Annotated in this window: 17 protein-coding genes; 11 read left to right on the top strand and 6 right to left on the bottom strand. The window is 72.3% G+C overall.

Going from position 1 to position 22971, the window contains the following annotated elements:
- Positions 1–12 precede the first annotated feature (12 nt).
- The 3 genes from AC1ROY_RS31890 to AC1ROY_RS31880 all read left to right on the top strand — a co-directional run bounded on the left by AC1ROY_RS31890 (position 13) and on the right by AC1ROY_RS31880 (position 3090).
- Positions 13–477 carry a CreA family protein gene (locus AC1ROY_RS31890; protein WP_493152984.1) on the top strand — a complete coding sequence of 155 codons (465 nt, stop codon included), beginning with the start codon at positions 13–15 and terminating at the stop codon, positions 475–477.
- A 61-nt stretch (positions 478–538) separates the two neighbouring features.
- Entirely contained in the window at positions 539–979 is a 441-nt protein-coding gene (locus tag AC1ROY_RS31885; RefSeq protein ID WP_493152983.1) for an organic hydroperoxide resistance protein, read from the top strand.
- Positions 980–1041: 62 nt separating this feature from the next.
- Positions 1042–3090 carry a prolyl oligopeptidase family serine peptidase gene (locus AC1ROY_RS31880; protein ID WP_493152982.1) on the top strand — a complete coding sequence of 683 codons (2049 nt, stop codon included), beginning with the start codon at positions 1042–1044 and terminating at the stop codon, positions 3088–3090.
- Here the strand turns inward: AC1ROY_RS31880 and AC1ROY_RS31875 are convergent, their stop codons facing one another.
- The gene (locus AC1ROY_RS31875) at positions 3091–4878 is read right to left on the bottom strand and encodes an aminopeptidase P family protein (protein ID WP_493152981.1); all 1788 of its coding nucleotides are present in this window, start codon (positions 4876–4878) and stop codon (positions 3091–3093) included.
- A gap of 152 nt (positions 4879–5030) precedes the next feature.
- Here AC1ROY_RS31875 and AC1ROY_RS31870 point away from each other — a divergent pair, with 152 nt between their 5' ends.
- The 7 genes from AC1ROY_RS31870 to AC1ROY_RS31840 all read left to right on the top strand — a co-directional run bounded on the left by AC1ROY_RS31870 (position 5031) and on the right by AC1ROY_RS31840 (position 10279).
- Positions 5031–5360 carry a DUF1127 domain-containing protein gene (locus AC1ROY_RS31870; RefSeq protein WP_493152980.1) on the top strand — a complete coding sequence of 110 codons (330 nt, stop codon included), beginning with the start codon at positions 5031–5033 and terminating at the stop codon, positions 5358–5360.
- Positions 5361–5518: 158 nt separating this feature from the next.
- On the top strand, positions 5519–6751 hold the full coding sequence (locus tag AC1ROY_RS31865; protein WP_493152979.1) for an MFS transporter: 1233 nt from the start codon (positions 5519–5521) through the stop codon (positions 6749–6751).
- Positions 6752–6829: 78 nt separating this feature from the next.
- A complete protein-coding gene (moaA, locus tag AC1ROY_RS31860; RefSeq protein ID WP_493152978.1) occupies positions 6830–7819 on the top strand; it encodes a GTP 3',8-cyclase MoaA in 990 nt (329 codons plus the stop codon).
- Positions 7819–8181 carry a hypothetical protein gene (locus tag AC1ROY_RS31855; RefSeq protein ID WP_493152977.1) on the top strand — a complete coding sequence of 121 codons (363 nt, stop codon included), beginning with the start codon at positions 7819–7821 and terminating at the stop codon, positions 8179–8181. The genes moaA and AC1ROY_RS31855 overlap by 1 nt, the downstream gene beginning before the upstream one ends.
- Positions 8182–8183: 2 nt before the next feature.
- Complete coding sequence (locus AC1ROY_RS31850; RefSeq protein WP_493152976.1) at positions 8184–8618, top strand: anthrone oxygenase family protein; 435 nt, start codon at positions 8184–8186, stop codon at positions 8616–8618.
- Positions 8619–8663: 45 nt separating this feature from the next.
- A complete protein-coding gene (locus tag AC1ROY_RS31845; protein WP_493152975.1) occupies positions 8664–9497 on the top strand; it encodes a carbon-nitrogen hydrolase family protein in 834 nt (277 codons plus the stop codon).
- Positions 9498–9520: 23 nt separating this feature from the next.
- A complete protein-coding gene (locus tag AC1ROY_RS31840) occupies positions 9521–10279 on the top strand; it encodes an NAD kinase (protein ID WP_493152974.1) in 759 nt (252 codons plus the stop codon).
- Here the strand turns inward: AC1ROY_RS31840 and wecB are convergent.
- The 5 genes from wecB to AC1ROY_RS31815 all read right to left on the bottom strand — a co-directional run bounded on the left by wecB (position 10276) and on the right by AC1ROY_RS31815 (position 21307).
- Positions 10276–11568, bottom strand: coding sequence for a non-hydrolyzing UDP-N-acetylglucosamine 2-epimerase (gene wecB / locus AC1ROY_RS31835; protein WP_493152973.1), 1293 nt, complete (start codon positions 11566–11568; stop codon positions 10276–10278). The genes AC1ROY_RS31840 and wecB overlap by 4 nt on opposite strands.
- 120 nt (positions 11569–11688) lie before the next feature.
- Positions 11689–15426, bottom strand: coding sequence for a cellulose biosynthesis protein BcsC (locus AC1ROY_RS31830; protein WP_493152972.1), 3738 nt, complete (start codon positions 15424–15426; stop codon positions 11689–11691).
- Positions 15427–15451: 25 nt separating this feature from the next.
- Positions 15452–19969: a UDP-forming cellulose synthase catalytic subunit gene (gene bcsA / locus AC1ROY_RS31825; protein ID WP_493152971.1), complete on the bottom strand. Its 4518-nt coding sequence runs from the start codon at positions 19967–19969 to the stop codon at positions 15452–15454.
- The gene (locus AC1ROY_RS31820) at positions 19966–20775 is read right to left on the bottom strand and encodes a cellulose synthase operon protein YhjQ/BcsQ (RefSeq protein WP_493152970.1); all 810 of its coding nucleotides are present in this window, start codon (positions 20773–20775) and stop codon (positions 19966–19968) included. Before AC1ROY_RS31820 ends, bcsA begins: the two co-directional genes overlap by 4 nt.
- A gap of 7 nt (positions 20776–20782) precedes the next feature.
- Positions 20783–21307 carry a hypothetical protein gene (locus AC1ROY_RS31815; RefSeq protein WP_493152969.1) on the bottom strand — a complete coding sequence of 175 codons (525 nt, stop codon included), beginning with the start codon at positions 21305–21307 and terminating at the stop codon, positions 20783–20785.
- A gap of 212 nt (positions 21308–21519) precedes the next feature.
- On the opposite strand from AC1ROY_RS31815, the gene AC1ROY_RS31810 reads away from it, so the two are divergent.
- Positions 21520–22926: an alkaline phosphatase family protein gene (locus tag AC1ROY_RS31810; protein ID WP_493152968.1), complete on the top strand. Its 1407-nt coding sequence runs from the start codon at positions 21520–21522 to the stop codon at positions 22924–22926.
- Positions 22927–22971 lie beyond the last annotated feature (45 nt).

Genomic DNA, 22971 nt, shown 5'->3' with positions numbered 1-22971 from the left:
GCTGATGGGTCCATGAAGCGCTATCTCGCCCTCGCCGCCCTCCTCATCGCCGCCCCCGCCGCGGCCGACGACACCACGCGCGTCGGCCGGGTGAACACCGCCATCACCAATCTCGGCCTGACGCGCAGCCACCAGGTGGTGGTCGAGCGATTCACCGACCCCGGGATCCCCAATGTCGCCTGCTATGTCAGCCAGGCCCGCACGGGCGGGCTCGCCGGCATGGTGGGCGTCGCCGAGGACCCGTCGCGCTTCTCGCTCTCCTGCACGGCGACCGGACCGATCGCCATTCCCGACGGCGTCCGCCGGGGCGAGCGCGGCGAGCAGATCTGGGAGGCCTCCACCAGCCTCTTCTTCAAGGAGACCCGCGTGCACCGCTTCGTCGACGAGCAGGCGCACGTGCTGGTCTACCTCGCCTGGAGCACGCGGCTGGTCGAGGGATCGCCCTACAACGCCGTAGCGACCGTCCCCTACCGGTAACTGGACTTGCCCCCATCTCCCGGTCAGCCTTTCGAGGCTCACACGGCCAGGAGACCGACTGATGGTGGACAAGATCAACCCGCTCTACACCGCGCACGCCTTCGCGACCGGCGGCCGCAACGGCCACACCCAGTCCGACGATGGGCTGGTCTCGGTGGACCTCTCCGTCCCCAAGGAGATGGGCGGTCCCGGCAAGCCGGGCACAGCGACGCCGGAGCACCTCTTCGCCGCCGGCTATTCCGCCTGCTTCGGCGGCGCGGTGGATTTCGTCGGCAAGCAGCACAAGAAGGACGCCTCGAAGGCCAAGGTCTCGACGGCCGTCTCGATCGGCCCGCGCGAGGGCGGCGGCTTCGGCCTCTCCGTGGAGCTGACCATCGAAGACCCCTCCCTGCCCCAGGCCGAGCTCGAGGCGCTCGCCAAGGAAGCGCATGAGAAGGTCTGCCCCTACAGCCACGCCACGCGCGGCAACGTGGACGTGAAGCTCGTCGTCAAGGGCGGCTGACGGCCCCTCGATCGCGGGCCGGCTCCCGGCCCGCGATCCCCCTTCCGTTTCGGAGACGCCTCATGATCTCCCGCATCCAGTACCCGGCGGCGCATCGCGCCGATCTCCGGGAGGAGCATTTCGGCCTGGTGGTGGCCGATCCCTATCGCTGGCTCGAGAACGACGCCCGGAGCGACGCGGAGGTCGCCGCCTGGGTGGCGGCGCAGCAGGCCGTCACCCGGCGCCACCTCGAATCCCTGCCTGGCCGCGACCTGTTCCGGACGCGCCTGCGGGCGCTCTTCGACCATGAGCGGGTGAGCGCGCCGCAGGCGCGCGGCGGGCGCTATTTCCACACGCGGCATTCCGGCCTCGCCAACCAGCCGGTCCTCGTCCTCCGCGACCGCTTCGATGGTCCCGAACGCGTGCTGATCGATCCGAACCTCTGGTCGGCGGACGGCGCGACGGCGCTGGCGGAATGGGAGCCCTCCCGCGACGGCGCGCATGTCGCCTTCGCCGTCCAGGAAGGCGGCACCGACTGGCGCAGGATCCAGGTGCTGGAGGTCGCGTCCAGCGAGGTGCTGGACGACCGGGTCGAATGGGCGCGCTTCAGCGGCATCTCCTGGGCGGAGGGCGGCTTCTTCTACTCGCGCTATCCGGAGCCCGGCCCGGCAGGGGCGCAGGCCGGCGTGGCGAACCACGCGGTCTGGTTCCATGCGCTCGGCACGCCCCAGTCGCAGGACAAGCTCGTCCATGCCACGCCGGAGCAGCCGCACCTGCTGCACCTGGCCGATGTCACCGAGGATGGGCGCTACGCCGCGATCATCTCCACGCCGGGACCGGGCGCCAATGCGCTGGCCCTCGTGGATCTCGCCTCGGAGGACTGGACGCCGCGCCCGCTCGTGACGGATTTCGACGCCGAATGGTCGGTCCTTGGCCATCTCGGAACCCGGCTCTTCGTCATGACCAGCCAGGGCGCCGAGCGCCGGAGGCTGGTGACGCTGGACCTGGCGGAGGCGCCGCCGGAATTCCGTGAGCTGGTGCCCGAGCAGGAGGCGGTGCTGACCTCGGCCTCGTTGCTCGGCGGGCGGCTGCTCGCCTCCTATCTCGTGGATGCGAAGACCGAGATCCGGCGCCATCGCCTCGACGGCACGGCCGACGGCGTGGTGGCGCTGCCCGGCATCGGCACCGCCGGCGGCTTCCGCGGCGATCCCGAGGGCAGCGAGGCCTTCTACGTCTTCACCAGCTACAACGCGCCCACCACCGTCTACCGCTACGACGTCGCGAGCCATGCCAGCGAGGTCTGGGCCGCACCCGAGGCGGGCTTCGACCTCGACAGCATCGCGGTAGAGCAGCGCTTCTGCACCTCCAAGGACGGCACGCGCGTCCTGCTCTTCCTCGTGCGGCGCAAGGACGCGACGGGGCCGGCGCCGACGATCCTCTACGGCTATGGCGGCTTCGGGATCAGCATGATCCCCTATTACTCGCCGATGCTGCTCGCCTGGGTCGAGCAGGGCGGCGCCTATGCCGTCGCCAACCTCCGCGGCGGCGGCGAGTACGGCAAGGCCTGGCATGAGGCCGGGCGTCGCGGGAACAAGCAGAACGTCTTCGACGACGCCATCGCTGCCGCCGAATACCTGAAGGCGGAGGGGATCGCCGCGCCGGACGGGCTGGCCATCCAGGGGGAGTCCAATGGCGGGCTGCTCGTCGGCGCCGTCATGAACCAGCGGCCCGACCTCTTCGCCGCCGCGCTGGCCGGCGTCGGCGTGATGGACATGCTGCGCTTCCACAAGTTCACCGGCGGCGCGCTCTGGATGGAGGATTTCGGCGATCCGGAGAAGGAGGCCGATTTCCGGAACCTCCTCGCCTACTCGCCCTGCCACAACGTGCGGCCGGGCCAGGACTATCCCGCGATCCTCGTCACCACCGCCGAGACCGACGACCGCGTCGTTCCCGGCCACAGCTTCAAATATGCGGCGACCCTCCAGGCGGCGGGGATCGGCGACAAGCCGCACCTCATCCGCATCGAGACCCGCGCCGGCCACGGCGCGGGGAAGCCGATGGACAAGATCGTCGAGGAAGCGGCCGACCAATGGGCCTTCGCGGCCCATTGGACCGGCCTGCTTCCAGGCTGATCAGGCCTCCAGAGGCGCGCACTCCGCTTCCATCCAGGCTCGGGTCGCCTCGTCCAGCTGCGGCCCGACTTCCTCCAGCACACGCGCCTGATAGGCGTCGATCCAGCGGATCTCCGCCGGCGTGAGCAGTGCCGGCTCGATCAGCGCGCGGGCATAGGGGGCCAGCGTCAGCGTCTCGAATTCCAGGAAGGGGCGGACCTGGTCGGGCTGCGGCTCGGCGGCGCGGGCCATCAGCAGGTTCTCGATGCGGATGCCGTACTGGCCCGGCAGGTAGTAGCCGGGCTCGTCGGAGATGATCATGCCCGGCCGTATCGGCACCACCCGCGCCGCCCGGCTGAAGGCGGCCGGCCCCTCGTGGACGGAGAGGAAGCTGCCCACGCCATGGCCGGTGCCGTGGTCGTAGTCGAGACCGAAATCCCACAGTGGCCGGCGCGCGATGGCGTCGAGGTGCGGCCCCGCCACACCCTCGGGGAAGCGCAGCGTGCCGAGCGCGATATGCCCGCGCAGCACCGCCGTGTAGCGCGCGCGCAGCCCGGCCGGCGCGGGACCCGGGCCGGTCCAGAGGGTGCGGGTGATGTCGGTGGTGCCGTCAGGGAACTGGCCGCCGCTGTCGATCAGGTAGCACTCGTCGGCAGCGATCGGCCGGTCGCTGGCCTCGGTGACGCGGTAATGGACGATGGCGCCGTTCTCACCGGCGCCCGAGATGGCGGGAAAGCTTTCGGCGACGAAGCCCGGCACCTCGCGGCGGAAGGCAAGAAGCTGGTTGGCGGCCGACATCTCGGTCTGCCCGCCCCTCGGCGCCTCGGCGGCGAACCAGGCGAGGAAGCGCGCCACGGCCACGGCGTCGCGGGCATGGGCGTTGCGGGCGCCCTGCTGCTCCGTCGCGTTCTTGGTGGCGCGCGGCAGGCGGCAGGGATCCTCGCCGGCGACGACCGTGGCACCGGCCTCGCGCAGGGCGGCGGCGAACCAGGCGGGGGTGAGGTCGGGATCGACCCGCACCGTCTTGCCCGCGAGCTCCTGCAGCGCGGCCGGGATGTGCGAGCGCGGCTCGACGGCCACGCGGTTGCCGAGGAAGGCCCGCGTCTCCGCGGAGACCCGCTCGGGCGCGTTCAGGAACATGCGGACGGAGCCGTCGGCGCGCAGCAGAGCCGTGGCCAGCGCCAGCGGCGTATAGGCGAGGTCGGCGCCTCGGATGTTCAGCAGCCAGGCGACGGAATGCGCGTCGGCCAGGACGGCGGCCTCCTCGCCGGATTTCCGCAGCTCGGCCGCGGCGGCCTCGCGCTTCGCCTCGGCCGTGGCGCCGGCATATTCCAGCGGGTGCGGCACCACCGCGGCCACGGGCGGCGCCGGGCGGTCGCGCCAGATGGCGTCGATCGGATTGGGGCTGAGCGGGACGAGCTGGACGCCGGCGAACCGCTTCAGCGCGGCCTCGCCGTGCAGCCAGGGGTCGTAGCCGATGCGGCGCCCTTCCGCATGGGCGCGCAGCCAGCCGTCGGGCGGCTCCTCGGTGACGTGGCGGCGCTCGTAGAGGCTGCCGTCGGTCTCGGCCTGGACCTGGGTGGTGTAGCGGCCGTCGGTGAAGACGGCGGCCTTGTCCGCCAGCACCACAGCCATGCCGGCGCTGCCCGTGAATCCCGTGAGCCATGCAAGCCGCTCGCCGGAGGGCGGGACGTATTCGCCGAGATGCTCGTCCGAACGCGGCACGAGAAAGCCGTCCACGCCCGCCGCGGCGAGCACGGAGCGGAGGGCGGCGAGGCGGGCGGCCCAAGGGGCGGCATGATCTGGCATGGTCTCTGATCCGTCAAAAACGCAGCATTTCACAGTATGTCATGCAGTGAGCGCGCGGCTGAGATATGGGCTTCGCGCAAGCTTTCCACAGTTTCACGTCCTACATACCCGCCGACAGGGCAGGTGGCTGCCCGCCAAGACGGAATCCTATCATGAACTCCCGCATCATCTCAGCCGAGGCCGCGCTGCTGATGCCCCTCGCCCCGCGCAACGACAAGGCCGACGAGATCGCCCGCCTGATCGCCGAGGCGCGCCGCGCCCGCGACGAGGCCATCGCCGCCCGCATCAGCGGATTTTTCCGTGGCCTGCGCAATGCCCTGACCACGCTTCGCGCCCGCCGCGAGACGATCGAGCAGCTCCGCAGCCTGTCGGATCGCGAGCTCGCCGATATCGGCATCTCGCGCAGCGGTATCGTCGCCGCCGCGGAAGCCTCGATCCCGAGCCCGGCCAACGACCATGCCGAGGTCCGGCGCGCCGCCTGATCTCCGGAAGCTGAACTTCCACTTTCAGTTCGGCCCCTCGACCCGGCCGGCGCTCCCTTCCGGCCGGGCCTCCCTTCTGTCTGCCCTGCGCCTGACGCATGACGGTCCCGGCGTGGCTTACGCTTGTGCAACACCGGACCCTCCGGTCTGATTTGTATATGCAAAGTCCTGCCGCTGCCGCGCGTTCCGCCAAGTCGGTCCTCTGGATCGCGATCATCGCAGCGGCGGCGACCTCCAGCCTCGCCATGGGCATCCGGCAGACCTACGGGCTGCTGCTGCTTCCCCTCGCGACCGAGAACGGCATCGCGCCCTGGGCCTTCGGCCTTGCGGTGGCGCTGCACAACCTGGTCTGGGGCCTCGCCCAGCCGATCAGCGGCTCCATGGCCGACAAATACGGCTCCGGCCGCGTCATGGCCGGCGGCGGCATCTTCTACCTCATCGGCTGCGGCCTGCCGGCCCTCTTCCCCTCCAATGCGACGGTGCTGATCGGCATCGGCTTCTTCTCGGGCCTGGGCGTCGCCAGCGCCGGCACGGGCCTCGCGCTCGCCGCCGTCGGCCGCCTCGCACCGCCCGAGAAGCGCGGCGAGTTCATCGGCATCGCCAGCGCCGGCGGCAGCCTGGGACAGGCGGCCATGGTGCCGCTGGTCTTCAATGCCATCGGCTGGGTGGGCGCGACCGGCGCCATGGCGACGCTGGCCATCTCCGCGCTGCTCATCATCCCCATCGCCCGCAACATCGAGTGGAAGCCGGCGCCGCGAGTCGGCCCGCCGGCGGCGGGCCTGCGCGGCCTGCCCGGCCTTGCCCGCTCCTCGCTGGCCGATCGCGACTTCGCGCTGCTCACCGGCGGATTTTTCGCCTGCGGCTTCCAGCTCGCCTTCCTGACGACCCACCTGCCCTCGCACATCGCGCTCTGCGGCCTGCCGGCCTCCGTCGGCATGACGGCGCTGATGATGGTGGGGCTGTTCAACATCCCCGGCTCCTGGCTCTGCGGCTGGCTCTCCTCGCGCATCCGGCCGGAGAACGGGCTGGGCTGGATCTACCTGATCCGCACCACCGCCATCGCCATCTTCGCCTACACGACGCCCACCGAATGGGGGACGATCGTCTTCGCGGCCGTGATGGGCTTCGTCTGGCTGGGCTCGGTGCCGCTGACCTCGGCGGCCATCGCGCGGCGCTTCGGCGTGGCCAACCTGGGCGCGCTCTACGGCGTCTGCTTCTTCAGCCACCAGATCGGCGGCTTCCTCGGCGCGGGCTCCGGGGCGGTGCTGATGGAGACCGTGGGCAACTACAACGCCTTCTGGCCGGTGATGGTGGTGGTCGGCATCCTGGCCAGCGCGCTGAACTGGATGACCCGCGCGCCGGGCCAGGGTCCGCGCATCGCCGCCGCCTAAACGTTGGTAGGGGTTGCAAGCGCGCCCCCGCCCGCCCCAAATGACGGATGTAATGAGATTTCCGGGGCTCCCGCTTCCATGATCGACCCGTTCGGTCGCGACATCTCCTATCTCCGCGTCTCCGTCACGGATCGGTGCGACCTTCGCTGCGTCTACTGCATGGCGGAGGACATGACCTTCCTGCCGAAGGCCGAGGTGCTGAGCCTCGAGGAACTGGACCGCCTCTGCGGCGCTTTCATCGACCTCGGCGTGCGAAAAATCCGGCTGACGGGCGGCGAGCCGCTGGTGCGGCGCAACGTGATCTCGCTGGTGCGCAGCCTGGGCGCGCGGCTCGGCCACGGGCTGGACGAGCTGACGCTCACCACCAACGGCACCCAGCTCGCCCGCCACGCCGACGACCTCGCCGCCGCCGGCATCCGCCGCGTGAACGTCTCGCTCGACACGCTCGATGCCGGCATCTTCCGCGCCGCGACCCGGTGGGGCGACCTCGACAAGGTGCTGGGCGGCATCTTCGCCGCCAAGGCCGCCGGCCTGCATGTGAAGATCAATGCCGTGGCCCTCCGCGGCGTGAACGAGGACGAGTTCGACCGCATGCTCGCCTGGTGCGGCGAGCACGGCTTCGACCTCTGCCTCATCGAGACCATGCCGCTCGGCGAGACCGGCGAGGACCGCACGGAGCAGTTCCTGCCGCTCAGCGTGGTCCGCGCGAAGCTGAAGCAGCGCTGGACGCTGAACTCCACCGACTACGTCACCGGCGGCCCCGCCCGCTACTACGACGTGGCCGAGACCGGCACGCGCCTCGGCTTCATCACGCCGATGACCCATAACTTCTGCGAGAGCTGCAACCGCGTGCGGATCACCTGCACCGGCAAGCTCTACATGTGCCTCGGCCAGGACGACGACGCCGATCTCCGCGCCCCGCTGCGCGACGAGGAGATCGGCAACGAGGGCCTGCGCGCCGCCATCCTCGAGGCCATCACGCGCAAGCCCAAGGGTCACGACTTCATCATCGACCGCCGCCACAAGTCGCCCGCGGTCGCGCGTCACATGAGCGTGACGGGGGGCTGATGCTGCAGGACCTCGCGACCCGCCTCACCCTGCCCGGCCTGCCGGAATGGACCGGCCTCGTGGCGCTTCTGGTGCTGGCGCTGCTGGCGCTCTGTCTCGTGGTGATGCCCTTTTCCGTCTTCGGGGTGAAGGGAAGGCTGGACAACATCGAGGCGCAGCTGGACGAGATCCGCGCCGAGCTGCGCGTCTTCGCGGCCCGCATGCCCGAGGCGCGGCGGCCCGAATGGCGCGGCACCGGCGAGCACGAGATCGAGCTGCCCACGCCCGCCGCACGGCTGGATCCCTCGGCCCTCTCCGACCAGCATCCAGCCATCTATCCGGGCGGCCGCGCGGAGCCGAAGATTTCCTGGCCCAAGCGCTAGCGATGCTGCCCGGGCTGCTCGCACTGATCGCAGCCTCCGTCTTCGCCGGCGCCGCCGTCTACGTCACCGTCGCCGAGCAGCCCGCGCGCCTGAAGCTCGACGACCGCGCGCTGCTGATCCAGTGGAAGCCCTCCTACATCAGAGGCTTCGCCATGCAGGCCTCCATCGCGATCGTCGCCTTCGTGCTCGGCGTGATCGCCTGGGGGCGAACCGGGCATCCCGCCTTCCTGGAGGGCGCGCTGCTGCTGCTCGCCGGCTGGCCCTGGACCCTCTTCGTGATGATGCGGACCAACAAGGCGATCCTCGCCGTCGAGCCCGCCGAGGCCGGGCCGCAGAGCCGCGCGCTCATCGAGAGATGGGGCCACCTTCACCTCGCGCGCGTGACCTTCGGCGTGCTCGGCACGATCGCGATGCTGTGGGGCTGCCTCCACGCCTGAGGGCGCCCGCTTTGTCCGCGTCGCGTTCTATGGCTTGATACCCCCATGCGCATCTCCGCCATCCAGATGAACCAGGGCAGCGACAAGCAGGCCAATCTCGATCAGGCGCGCCGCCTGATCGAAGGCGCGCTGGAAGCCGACCGCCCCCACATCGTCACCCTCCCCGAGACCTGGACCAATCTCGGCGGGGGCCGCGAGTCCCGGACCGCCGCGGCGGAAGTGCTGCCGCCAGTCGGCTCCAACGAGCCCGGCGGCCCCGCCTACGAGATGCTGCGCTCCATCGCCCGCCACGCGCGCATCCACGTGCATGGCGGCTCGATCATCGAGCAGGGCCCGGAAAAGCTCTTCAACACCACGGTCGTCTTCGACCCCATGGGCGCCGAGATCGCGCGCTACCGGAAGATCCATCTCTTCGACATCACCGGCCCCGACGGCACCGGCTACCGCGAAAGCGCGCTCTATGGCGGCGGCAACGAGATCGTCACCTTCCGCGCCGGTGACACCACCTTCGGCTGCACCATCTGCTACGACATGCGCTTCCCCGAGCAGTACCTGGCCCTCCGCCGCGCCGGCGCCGACGTCATCTTCGTGCCGTCCAACTTCACGCTGATGACCGGCAAGGACCATTGGGAGGTCCTGCTGCGCGCCCACGCCATCGAGACGCAGTGCTGGATCGTGGCGGCCGCCTCGCACGGCTCCTATGAGGAGCGCGGCGCCATGCGGCAGGTCTACGGCCACTCGCTGATCGCCGATCCCTGGGGCCATGTCGTCGCCAAGGCGAGCGACGGCATCGGCTGGACCACCGCCCGCATCGACCCGGCCGTCACCGCGCGCGTGCGGCGCGACATGCCGGTGCTCGAGCACCGCCGGCTCGCTTGAGCGACTCGCCTTCCGTTGCCCCCTTGGGCATCGCCTTCCTCGCCGCGACCACCGAGGTCGCGCAGATGGCCCGCGACCGCCTCGCCGCGCTCTATGGCGAGGTGCAGCCCAGCGAGGCCGAGTTCATCGTGGCGCTCGGCGGCGACGGCATGATGCTGGAGACGCAGCACCGCTTCCTCGGCCGCAACGCTCAGATCTACGGCATGAACCGCGGCAGCGTCGGCTTCCTGATGAACGAGTACCGCGAGGAGGACCTGCCCGCCCGCCTCCGCGCGGCGCAAGCCGCGCTGCTGCATCCGCTGCGCATGCGCGCCCATTCCTCCGATGGGAAGACCCACGCCACGCTCGCCGTCAACGAGGTCTCGCTGCTGCGCCAGACGCGCCAGACGGCCAAGCTGCGCATCCTGATCGACGGCAAGGAGCGCATGTCGGAGCTCATCTGCGACGGCATCCTGGTCTCCACCCCCGCCGGCAGCACGGCCTACAACCTCTCGGCGCACGGGCCGATCGTGCCACTGGACGCGAACCTGCTGCCGATGACGCCGATCTCCGCCTTCCGGCCGCGGCGCTGGCGCGGCGCGCTGCTGCCCTCGACGGCACGGGTGGTCTTCGAGATCCTGGAGGCGGAGAAGCGCCCCGTCTCCGCGACGGCCGATTACACGGAGGTGCGCGACGTGCGCCGGGTGGAGGTGCGCGAGGACCGCAGCATCACGATGACGATGCTGTTCGACCCGGACCGGAATCTCTCGGAGCGGATCATCTCGGAGCAGTTCACGGTTTAGTCGGTTCCCTCAAGCGCCAGGCGCCGCCTCCGGCGGCCTGGCTTCGCCGCACCGCCGACCGGAAGACGGAGCGGGCGGCGCCAGCCGCCTTGCGGCCGAAATCCGGCAGCATCCAAGGACCCCCAGGACATGGGCATGGTCGGATGGCCGTCGTCCGGCAAAGGAAGGCTGATCGCAGGCGCCCGCGCGCCCTCGGCCAGCAGCGCATTCACGATGCGCGGCGCGGCCTGCCCGTCGCCATAGGGGTTTTCCGCCCGCGCCATGGTCCGCCAGGCGCCGTCGTCGTCGAGCAGCCGCACGGCCTCGCGCAGCAGCGTCGCGCCGTCCGTGCCGACGAGCCTCGCCGTGCCGGCGGTGATCGCCTCCGGCCGGTCGCTCTCGTTGCGGGTGACAAGGACGGGCCGGCCGAGGCTCGGCGCCTCCTCCTGCACGCCGCCGCTGTCCGTCACCACCAGATGCGCGCGCCGCATCAGCCAGACGAAGTCCGCATGGTCCTGCGGGGGCAGGAGATGCACGTTCGGCAGATGCCCCAGCGCCGCCCGCGCCGGCGCCTCCGCGCGGGGATTCAGATGCAGCGCAAAGACCACCTGCACGTCCGACCGCGCCGCCAGCGCCGCCACGGCCTGCGCGATCCGGTCCAGCCCGCCGGCAAAATTCTCGCGCCGGTGGCCGGTCACGAGGACAAGCCGCCGCGCCGGATCGAGGAAGCCGAAGCGCGCCGCCAGCGCCGCGTCGCCCTCCACCTGGGCCGCCACCATCAGCAGCGCGTCGATGCCGGTGTTGCCGGTCACCGCGACGGCGCCCGGCGCGATGCCCTCGCGCCGCAGGTTCCTCGCGGCCAGCGGCGTGGGCGCGAAATGCCGCGTGGCGAGCCGCGCGATGAGGCTGCGGTTCGCCTCCTCCGGCCAGGGGGCCTGCGGGTTCCAGGTGCGCAGCCCCGCCTCCACATGCCCGACCCGCACCCCCGCATAGAAGCCGGCCAGCGCGGCGGCGAAGGCGGTCGTGGTGTCGCCCTGCACCAGCAGCCAGTCAGGCCGCAGCGCCGGCAGCAGCGGCGCCAGCCCTTCCAGCGCGCCCGCCGTCAGATGCGTCAGCGTCTGGTCCGGCCGCATCAGCCCGAGATCATGGTCCGTAGCCAGACCGAAGCCGCCGAGCGCCTGGCCCAGCATCTCCCGGTGCTGCCCGGTGGAGACGATGTCGCAGGCCACGCCCCGCGCCCGGAGGGCCAGGATCACGGGAGCCAGCTTGATCGCCTCGGGGCGCGTGCCGAGCACGCAGGTGACGCGCATGCGGCCAATGAACCGCGTGCATCCGCGGAATACAACGCAACTTCCGCGTGTCCACGCAAATAAATCACTCGCGGGATAGTTTACTATGCCACGGAAATAGTTGAATCTTTCAGATAGCGACTAGAATCGTCCATTGAGTCGCAGCAGCACCCGTGTCTCGTCCCAGTTCGCCGACTTGTCGTAGCGGAAGCCGGCCGCGAGGTTCACGCCCGGCGTCACCTGGTAGTCCAGGTCCGCCCGCAGCCCGCCCACGAAGTTCTGCCGGCTCTGGCCGTTGTACACGGCCATGATGGTCGGGTCGGCCGCGGCCCGCGCCTGCACCATCGCCTGCAGCGTCGGGTTGTCCGGGTAGAGCGGCGCCGTCTCCTCGCGCCAGACCGCATAGCCGACGGTCCCGCCCAGCCGATAGTTGAAGTCGCCCGAGCGCCCCCGGTAGTCCACCGGCACGTTCAGCGCGGCGAAGGATTGCGGGCTGTAGTAGCCGCCATGGCCGAGGGTGAAGAAGCGCAGGTTCCGATCGTAGGAGAAGTAGACGAGGTCGGTGCCCACGCTCAGCTCGCCGCCCGCGCGGCGGATCACCGGGTAGGAGAAGCCCGCTCCCGCCTCGACGCGGTTATTGTCCGCGACGCCCTGGCCCTCGAAGACCGAATAGCCGCCGCCGACATAGGCATAGCCCGGCCCGAACGGCATCTCGAGCTGCGCCCGCCCACCGGTGCGGACCACCATGCCCCAGTTCTGCCCTGTCGGGCGGTCGCGCTGGCCGGCCCAGGAGAGCAGGCTGTCCGTCACCGAGCGCCGCTCGCCGGTCAGCCGGAGCCGCACCTGGCCGATCTGCGGCGCGATCTCGAGCCCGCCCAGCAAGGTCGTGGTCGGGAAGCCGAGCGGCGAAGAGCCGATATCCGCCCGGAAGACCTCGCCGCGCCGGTAGGTCGCGCCCAGCATCACGCCCGCGGCATTGCTGCGCGGGGACTGGGTGGTGCCGAAGGCCGCGTTGCTGCCGAAGCGCTGCTGCGTGTTGGCGTCGGTCCCGAGCCGGGAGCTGTCCAACGCGACGCCGGTGACCGTTGCGGTCAGCCGCCCGCCGATGCCCGGCGGCGTGACCTCGACCTCGCCGCCGCCGCTGATCTCCTGCAGCTTGTCGAGCCCGTTGCTGCCGGTGCGCTGCCGCAGCCCGGCCAGCACGGTCGCCCGGCCGGCACTGAGCGCTTCCAGCGAGGCCAGCTCCTGCGCGATCTCGCGCGCGATGCGGTCACTGGGCTGGGCCACGACCGCCCGCCCGTCCACGGTCGGCAGCGGCACGGCCGCGCCGGGCCGGACGAAGGGATTCTGCAGCCCTGATGGCGTGGTCGTGGTCACGCCGGTCGGCAGCGTGGCGACCCGGCCGACCTCGGCCTGGCGCTGCGCCTGGGCCGTCTCCAGCGCGCGGCGGGCGCGGTCATCCTGGTTGAAGGCGCGGGCGATGCGCGCCTCCATCAGCGAGATGCGGCTGTCATTCGGGAAGAACTCCCGCCCCTCGGCCAGGAGCTGCTCGGCCTTGCTGCGCTGGCGCAGCGCGATGGCGGCGCTAACGGCGCCCTGTCGCGCGTCGAAGTTGCGCGGGCTGCGCGCCAGCACGCCCTCGGCGATGCGCAGCGCCTCTGCCGGCTCGCGCGCGCCCTGGAAGAGGCGGGCCAGCGCGAGGTTGGCGTCCACGTTGTCCGGGTCGCGCTCCAGGGCCGGGCGGAGGCGCTCGAAGCCCTGGGCCTGCTGGCCTTCGTCGTTCAACCGGTCCGAGGCGCGGACGGCGATGCCGGCACGCAGCGAGGCGACGTCGCGCCGCTGCTCAGCCGTCAGCGTGCCGGCATCCGCCTGGTCGGCCAGGGCCATGGCCTCGGCCTCCAGCCCGGCGCCGAGCAGCGCCCCGGCGATGGCGATGCGCACGGGCGCGCCGCCCGCGCGGTTCGCGGCCTCGCCCACGCGCGCGGCCTCGGCGGCGCCGAAGCGCTCGCCGGCATCGCCGAAGGCGCGGATGACGGCGGCGGCGGTGGCTCCCGAAGGGTCGGGCCGCGCGGCGATGGTGAGCAGTTGCGTGCGCGCCTCGGCCCGGTTGCTGGACATCATCGCGGCGGCGCGCGCCACGTCGCGCTGGGTGCGGATGCGCGCCTGGAGCTGCGACATGTCGCGGCTGCGGGCGGCGGGCGGAATGCGGCTCAGATAGGATTCGGCATCGGCCGCCCGGTTGTCCTCGTCGGCGAAGAGGGCGGCGGCGAAGAAGCTGTCGCCGCGCGGGTCGCGGGCGACCTGCTCCTCCATGACGGCGCGGCCCTCGGCGGCGCGACCCTGGCGCCGCAGCGCGCGGGCGAGGTCGAGCCGGACCCAGGGGTCGTCGGGCTGCTGGGTCAGCGCCTGGCGCAGGAGCGCCTCGGCGACCACCGGGTCCATGGAGCGGCTGGCCTCGGCGCGAAGCTGGCTGCCGGCGCCGGTCGGCTCGGCGGCGTCGCCGGCGATGCGCGGCGGCCGCTCGCGCGGCACCTCGGCGAGGCGGCCCTGTGCGCGCAGGGACTGGCTCAGCCCGTCGCGCGCCGGCGCGAAGCCCGGGCGGCGCGAGAGGGCGGTGCGGAAGCGCTGCTCGGCGGCGGCGGCATCGCCGCGGCGCAGCGCGATCTGGCCGAGCAGCACCTCGACATCGGTGCGGTCCTCCACCTGCCGGCGCGCGGCGCTGCGGGCGATGGTGTCGGCGCCCTCGATGTCGTTGCGGCGGAGCGCGGCCCGGGCCTCGGCGAGCTCCAGCCCGTAGCTCGCGCCGTCCAGCGCGGACTGCCATTGCTGCGCGCGCGCGGGATCGGCGGCGACGGCGCGCTCCAGCAGATCGCGCGCCTCGGCGGCGCGGTTCTCGCGCAGGCGGACGATGCCGAGGCCGCCCAGCGCATCCGCGTCGCGCGGATTCGCGGCGAGCGCGGTCTCGAAGCGGCGGGCGCTGTCGCGCAGGCCCGCGGCGCCGCCGGCCTCCAGCGCGGCGAAGCCCTCCTGCCGCAGCGCGGCGTTGGGGTCGGCGGGCACGGCGGCGGTGCGGGCCGTCTCCATGGCCCGGCGCAGCTCGGGATCGTCGCCCGCGCGCTGGAGATAGGCCTGGATTTGCGGGGCATAGGCCGGGTCGGCGGCGCTCCAGATCAGCGCCTGACGCCAGGCGCGGCGGGCATCGGCGCCGACCTCGGGGTCGCTCGCCAGGGCCTGGAGGCGGGCGATGCCGTCGGCGCGGGTGCCGGGCTGGAAGGTCTGGTTCTGCGCGAAGGCGAAGCGCGTGCGCGGCGTCGCGGTCGGGCTCTCGGCGAGGCGCGCGAGGCCGGCGCGGCCCGCGTCGCCGCCCGCCTGCGTGGCGGCGAGCGCGGAATAGTACTCCTGCGCGAAAGCGGGCGTCGGCCCCTGCGCACCGAAGATCTGGCGATAGCGGGCGGCGGCCTCGTCGACGCGGCCCTCGCGGGAGAGGCGGCGCGCCTCCTCGATGGCGGCGCGGTCGATGGTGGCGCCGCGCAGCGCGGTCTCGGCGACGGCGCGCTGCTCCTCGGTGGCGCCGGCCTCGCGCAGGCGGGTGGCGAAGCCGGCGGCGGCGGCGCGGTTGCTGCGCGCGGCCTCGATGCGGGCGGCCAGCGCCAGGGCGGCGGTGTTGCGCGGCTCGGCGGCCAGCGCGCGCTCGATGGAGGCGGCGGCGAGGTCGGGACGGTCCTGCGCGAGCCAGCGCTCGGCCTGGCGGATCAGGACATCGACCGCGCGCGACGGCGCGGGCGTTGCAGCCGCATCGGCCGCAACGGGCGTCGTCTGGGCGGCGGCGGGACCCAGCACCGCTCCCCCGAGCAGCAGGGCCATAGGCACGGCGCGCATATCAAATCCCCCGTCGGGAAGAATCTCACGAATGCGTGCGGGCACGCAACCGCGAAAGCGAACGTCGGCGGAGCATCCAGAAGAAGGGGATGCCGATCAGCGCGGCGCAGGCCAGCAGCAGCGCCAGCACGCGCTCAGGCCGCTCGGCGAGCCAGACCTGCGGCCGGAGCCACCAGGTCAGGTTGCCGACGGCATAGAACGACTGGGTGCGGAAGCTTTGCATCCGCCCGCCCGAGAGCAGCGCCAGGTCGCCCTGGATGCGGGGCGCGAGTTCGGGGTCGCGCAGCGCCGCGACGAGCTGGCCGATCGCCGCCGGCGTGGCGCCCGCCAGCGCGACGACGGAGCGGCCGGACTGCAGCGGGCTCTCCGCGCCGAGCATCGCCGCCATCCCCTCGCCGCTCTCCGAAAGGGCCACGCTGGCGCGGCCGCGCTCGGCGCTGCCGGGCGCGTCGAGGAAGACGGCGCGCACCTCCTGCAGGGCGTCGGGCAGCGCGAGGGTCAGCCGGTCGTTCTCCACGCGCACGGGCGAATCGCGCAGCAGCGTGGCGAGCGCGGGGTTGCGGCCGAGCGTGCCGATCACGATCAGGTCGCGCGTGGCGACGGATTGCAGCCCGCCCGGCGTCACCACCTGCACGCCGGTCGAGGCGAGCCCCACCGTCGCGGCGAGCTGGCCCACGAGGTCGAGAAAGGCCGTCACCTCCACCGGGCTTGCGCGCTCGGGCAGCACGACGGCCGTGCCGGAGAGATCGGCCATCCGCGTGAAGGGAAAGCCCGAGGAGGCGAAGAAGCCGAGATTGGGCAGCCGCGCGTAGCGATGGGCGCGGCGCAGGTCGATGGTGCTCTGCGGGTCGATCGCGGCACGGACGTCGGCCGGCACGGCCACGCAGTCGCCGCGCGCCAGCGGGCGCATGTCGAAGCGCAGCTGCACCTCGTCGCGCCCGAGCACGAAGTAGGGCGGGATGTTCACGCGCCCGCTGCGCGTCTCCCCGCCGCCGAGCCCGGCCTGACCGGCGATCCAGTCCCAGGCCGCCGACAGCGGCGGGAAGAACTCCGGATCGGCGAGGCGGAAGGAGCGCAGGTAGGAGCCGGAGACCGCGACGTCGAGCCGCGAGGCCGAGACGTCCAGGATCGGCCCCGGCGGGCTGCGGTAGTCCAGCCGGAGCGGGAAGCCCCGGCCGCGCCAGGTCAGCAGGTCCGGCGCCGTGCGCAGCGGGATGCGGATGGAGCCGGAGGCGTAGCCCTGGGCCTGCAGCTCCTCGCGCGAGACGAGGCTGCCGAGCTCCACCGGCCGGTCCGTGCGGATCCAGCGCGGCGCGTCATAGGGCTGCCGGCCGGGGATGGTCGGCGCCACCACGCGCGCCGTCTCGCCGGAGAGCGCCGCGCGGGCGGCCACCATGGACTGCGCCGCAGCCACCGCCTCGGCCTCGCTGCGGCCGCCGATGACGAGCAGCGTGCCGAAGGCGTCGGATGGGTTGGCGACCAGCGCCAGCGTCGGCCCGTCCATGCGCGGGAGGGCCAGGCCGGGCACCGCGTCCGCGCCGACGGCGATCACGATCGCGTCGCCGCGTACGGGCAGCGCGCGGGAGACCGGGAAGGTCGCGCCGCGGTAGTCGGCCTGCACGGCGAACCACGAGGCGGCGATGGCGGCGGCGCGCAGGCCGGCCGGGCCCAGGGTCTCGGGCAGCACCGTGGGGATCGTCACGATGCCCTGAAGGATGCGCCGGTCGAAGAGCGGCTCCGGCAGGCGGGCGAGGTCGCGCTGCGGCGGCAGCCGCTCGATGCGCATCCGCAAGGTGGAGAGATCCGACACCGTCGCCCAGAGCAGGCCGGAGAGCGGGTCGTTGCACTCGGTCGTGTAGCGGCCGGCGAAGCGGAAGTTGAGCCGGTTCACCTCGGCGAAGTAGAGCGGGTCGAGCGGGAATTCGAGCGGGCCGAAGCTCTCGCGGCCGGCTTCCATGGGGATGGTGCCGATGGACTGCTCGTTCAGCGTGACGGCGATCTGGCTGAGCGCGGGGATGAGCTGCGGCGAGGCGCCGCCCGCCACCGTCAGGCGCGCCTCGGTCACCACCTCGTCGGCGCGCAGGCCGAAGAGCACGCCCTGCAGGTCGGCGATGCCGCGCAGCTGCATTGGCCCGCCGAGGCCGAGGTCGCGCAGCGTGCGCGTCACCACCCGCGCGCCCGGCGGCAGCGTGTCGGCCAAGGAGGGGTCGGGCGCGGGGATGGCCGGTGCTGCGGGCGCGGTCGCCGCCGGGGCGGGCGCCTGCGCGGCGGCCGGCCCGGCAAGCGCCAGGCCCAGCGCCAGCAGCACGGCCGGAATGGTCTCGGCGACCGGGACCGGCTCCCGCGTGCGCGGCCGGCGCGGAGCCACCACGTCCGAGACGCGCGGCGCCTGGGGCTTGGCGGGCGCCAGCACCTTGGCCGCGCGCAGGATGCCGAAGCGGTACTTGCGGAACACGGCATCGGCCGTGGCGAGGACGACGGTGAGAAGCGAGCGCAGCGGTTTGTCCTCGGGCCAATGGTCCCAGTAGAGCCAGGCGTCGGGCCGGCCGAAGAAGGCGCGGACCACCGCGGCCTCGTCGGCGATGTTCTCGATGACGAACTGGAGATAGGCCTCGGCGCCGTCCCAGCGGATCACCTCCGCCTTCAGCTCGACGATGTCGCCGCCCGTCTCGAAGGCGACCGTCACCCGGTCGCCCTCGGCCACGCCGAGCGCGCGGTCCAGCAGCAGCCGCGCCCCCGAGAGCGAGAGGTTAGCGCTGTGCGCGGCGAGGCGCTCGCCGCTCGGCAGGATGAGGTAGCCGGGGAGGTCGGCCTCGACGCGGGCGCGCACGCGGGACTGCTCGCGCTCCCGCCCCACGGCGACGCTGGCCGAGAGCGGGATGAGGCACATGCCGGCCCAGATGGTGTTGAGCAGGTAGGCGTTGTTCTCGAGCGTGCCGAATTCGGTGGTGAAGCAGCCCCAGAGCCCGATGCCGAAGCCGAGGCCCAGCAGCACCAGCATGATGAGGTTGGGCAGCACGGCACGGAAGTCGAGATAGCCTGCCTCCAGGATGCCGCCCTTGTCCGTCACGTTGAATTTCCCCTTGGACGGATCCCACAGCGTCAGCAGCGTCACCGGCAGCAGCGGCACCGCGAGCGAGGCTTCGTAGATCTCGGACCAGAAGGAGTGGCGGTGCTTGCCGTTCAGCCGCGCGGTGGTGCCGACGGCGTGGAACATGTGGCTGCCGGCATAGGCGATGATGGCGAGCGGCGAGGCCGCGATCACGCTCTCGCCGAAGAAGAGGAAAGCCAGCGGCGAGGTGAGGAAGATCACCCGCGGCAGGGCGAAGAGGAAGCCGAAGCCCGCGATGAAGTAGCAGAAGCGCTGCGCCCATTTCAGCCCGGGCGCGAAGAGCGTGTTCTCCGTGCGCATGATCTGCAGCATGCCGCGCGCCCAGCGCAGCCGCTGGCCGATGTGCAGCGCAAGCCGCTCGGTCGCGAGGCCGGCCGCCAGCGGGATGCGGATATAGGCCGTGTGCCAGCCGCGCTGCTGCATCTTGAGCGCGCAGTGGCAGTCCTCGGTGACGGTGACATGAGGCACGCCGCCCACCTCCTCCAGCGCCTCGCGGCGCAGCACCGCGCAGGAGCCGCAGAAGAAGGAGGCGTTCCAGAGGTCGGAGCCCGGCTGGATGGCGCCGTAGAAGAGCAGCCCCTCATTGGGCACCGGCCGCTGGCGCGCGAGGTTCCGCTCGAAGGGATCGGGCGAGTAGAAATGGTGCGGCGTCTGCACCAGCGCGATCCGCCGGTCGCGCTCCAGCCAGCCCAGGGTGAGCTGGAGGAAGGCGCGGGTCGGCGCATGGTCGCAGTCGAAGATGGCGATGTACTTGCCGTCCGTGTGGCGCATCGCGTGATTGAGGTTGCCGGCTTTCGCCCCTTTGTTGTCGGGGCGGATGATGTAGCCGCAGCCCGCCTCCTCGGCGAAGTCGCGGAACTCGGGGCGGCGGCCGTCGTCCAGAATCCAGACGTTCAGCTTGTCGCGCGGATAGTCCATGTTCATCGCGGCCAGCACCGTCGGCCGCACGAGGTCCAGGCTCTCGTTGTAGCTGGGGATATAGACGTCCACCGTCGGCCAGGTCTCGGGATCGGCGGGCAGCGGCACCGGCTTGCGGTCCAGCGGGTAGGAGGTCTGGATGTAGGAGAGCGTCATCAGCGTGCCGGCGAAGAGCTCGGCGCCGAAGAGCCCCGCGCCCAGCAGCGTCTGCAGCAGGGAATCGAATTCCAGCGTCTCGGTCGCGCGCCAGAAGAGGTAGCGCGCGCTCACCATCACCGACATCACCACCAGGATCAGCCCGACCTTGCGGGATTCGCTGCGGTTCAGGATGAGGAAGGCCACGATCCCGCCCAGCGTGAGCCAGACCTGGCCCTCCTCCGCCATGGGCGCGGTGATGAAGAAGAAGGCGCCGAGGAAGCCCAGCACGATCGCGACGAGGCGCTTGAGCCGCGCGGCCCGGGGCGCCGGGCCCGGGAAGGTCTGGACGAATTCCGAGAACCGCGCGCCGCTCAAGGCTGTCTCCATTCGAACAGGCCCTGGTAGCCCTGCGGCCCGGTGCCCGGCAGCCTGAGGCTCTTCACGATCGCGTCGGCGAGGACCTGAAAATCCTCGCCGGCCCCCTCCTCGCCCCCGACGAGCATGCGCTTGTCGGCCAGCGCCTCGGCGAGCGCCTGGTCGCGGCAGATGGCGCCGATCAGGCGCTTGCCCAGCGCGGCCTGCGCCATCTCCATCACGGCGTCGGAGAGCGGCTCGGCCTCGTCCACCTGGTTGAGCACGACCACGGCGCGGTCGGCGGAGCGGCTGGCCAGCGTGCCGCGGCCGAGGAAGCGGTTGCTGGCGATCTGCGGGATGATCGCCGCGCTGCCGCCATCGGCCAGCAGCACGAGCACCAGCAGGTCGAGCATGGAGGTGATGGCGGTCAGCGCGGCATTGGGGCCGGGCGGGCTGTCCACGATCACGATCTGGTCGGGGCTGGAGAGCATGTCGCGCACCGGGTCGGCCAGCAGCGCGGGATCCTGCGTAAGCGCCACGGCCAGCTCCAGCGTGCCCAGCGGGTCCTGCGGGCCGAAGGGCAGAAGGCGCACGCCGGATTCCGTCTCCATCACGCAGTCCCGCCAGAGCGGGCGCGAGAGAAGGCCGGAGAGGAAGCGCCCCTCCTCGCGGATGGAGAGGCCGAGATGCAGCCGCAGCGCGTTCTGCGGATCGAGGTCGAGGGCGATGACCTTGTAGCCGCGCCGCGCCAGGATCGCGGCGACATGGGCGGCGATCGTCGTCTTCCCGACGCCGCCCTTGGGCGAGGCGAAGGCGATCAGCGGCATGGGGCGCTCACAGCACGTCCCCGGGCTTGCGGCGGCCGGTACGGGCGCGGCGCGGGCGCATGTCCGTCGAGATATCGTCGAGCAGGGCGAAGCGAGGCGGCGTCCCGGGCGGCTTCGGCGAAACCGGCGGCGGCGCGGCGGCGGCCGCGGCTTCGGAGAGCAGCCGCAGGCCGGAGGCGAGCCTCGCCGGAGGCGGCGGGGATTGCGACCAGCTCGGCGGATCCGGGATCGGCTCGGGCGCGGCCCGGGTCCAGGCGGGCGGCGCCACCGGCGTCGTGACGGGGGGCATCGTGACGGGGGGCGCCGGGGCGGGTGTCTCCGGCTCCACATGCGGCGCAAGCGGCGGCAGGGCCGGTGCCGGCTCGGGGGCGGCGGGCAGCGTGTTCTCGGGCGCGAGCACCCATTCCGGCTCGCCGGGCGACGGCTCCGGCAGGACGACCGCCTCCTCCTCCTCCACGGCGCGTGCCGGGGCTTCGAAGACCATCGGCGGGAAGGCGGTGTAGCGGAAATTCCGGAGCCCGCTCGCCTTCATGACGTTTGCGATCTCTCGCTCCAACCTCGCCGGTCCCCTTTTGTGCCTGAGCCCGGCCCTTGCCGCCCAGCTCTGCTAAGCAACGAAGCTGGCAGCATACTGCCTGAGTGTTGCAGCACGCCGAATGGATTCGCGCCAATCTTCACAGCTTCGCCTCATGACGGATCGAAGGCGAGCCTGCATGCTCCGTAACGTTCCAAGGGATGAGATGGATGCGCTTTGTCATGATCGTGCTGGACGGGCTCAGGCCCGATCTGGTGACCGCCGCGCGGATGCCCGCGCTCTCCGCGCTGATGGCGCGCGGCACGCGCTTCGCCGAGGCGCGCAGCGTCTTCCCGAGCGAGACGCGCGTGGCGACCCCCTCGCTGGTCACCGGCTGCCGGCCGGCCTCGCACGGCCTGGTGGGCAACACGGTCTTCGACGCGGCGCTGGCGCCCGACCGGCTGCTGCGCACCAAGGAGCCGGCGGACTTCCTCACCCTCTCCGCGGGGAAGGAATCGCCGCTGCAGCGCCTGACCATCGGCGAACGGCTCGCCGCGGCGGGGCGCAGCTTCGCGGTGGTCTCGGCCGGCACGCCCGGCCAGACGCTGGTGGCGCATCCGGCCGCGACGCGGCTCGGCCAGTTCCGCTGGAACGCGGCGGATGTGGACTCCGCCGATGCGAAGGCCGCGGCCGCACGGCTCGGCCCCGTGCCGCCGGCCTCGGTGCCGAATCTCGAGCGCAACCGCCACGCCTGCCGGGTGCTGACGGAATTCGTGCTGCCGGAGATCAAGCCCGACGTGGCGCTGTTCTGGTGCTCGGAGCCGGACGTCTCCTTCCACTACCGCGGGCTGGACGGCGCCGACACGCAGCTCGCGATCGCCGAGGCCGATGCCTGCGTGGCCAAGATCGTCGCCTGGCGCGATGCGCAGCCGGATGCGGGGGAGATCGGGCTGATCGTCCTCTCCGACCACGGGCACGTGACCGGCCCCCGGAAGATCTCGGTCGCGAAGCGCATGGCCGAGGCCGGGCTGCCGGCGAGCGACGGCGGCACGGACATCACCGTGGCGCCGGCCGGCGCGCCGGGCATCTGGCTGCGCGACAAATCGCTGGCGCCACAGGTGGCGGACTGGCTGGCGGAGCAGGACTGGTTCGGCTCGCTGCTGGCCAATGATCCCTCCATCCTGCCCGGCCGCGTGGCGCCGCTGGCGCTGCTCAACGCCGAGCATGCCCGTTCCGCCGACCTCGTGCTGCTCTTCGCGGGCGAGGAGGGGCCGGACCGCTTCGGGATCGCGGGCCAGGCGCCCTTCGACGCGGGCGACGTGCCGGAGGGCGGCGGCATGCATGGCGGGCTGCACCGGCGCGAGCTGGCGACCGTGATGGGCTTCGAGGGCGGGCCCTTCCGCGTCGGCGCCACGGTGCGCGCCATGGCGGACCTCACCGACGTGGTGCCGACGCTGCTGCACCTGCTCGGCGTGCCGGTGGAGGGCATGGACGGGCGGCCGCTGCGCGAGGCCTGGGATGCGGAGGCGGATTCCGTGGCCGACGCGGCGGTGATCGAGATGCCCGGCCAATACGTGCTGACGGGCGGACGGCAGAACGGGCGCTTCTATCCGACGGCGCTGATCCGCCGGATCTGAGGGACAGAGCCCTGAGCTTGTCAGGGGTCGGATTTGGGCCAAGCT

The sequence above is a fragment of the Roseococcus sp. GW821-FHT12F05 genome (assembly GCF_058806835.1).
This window is presented reverse-complemented; position numbering and strand designations above follow the sequence as displayed.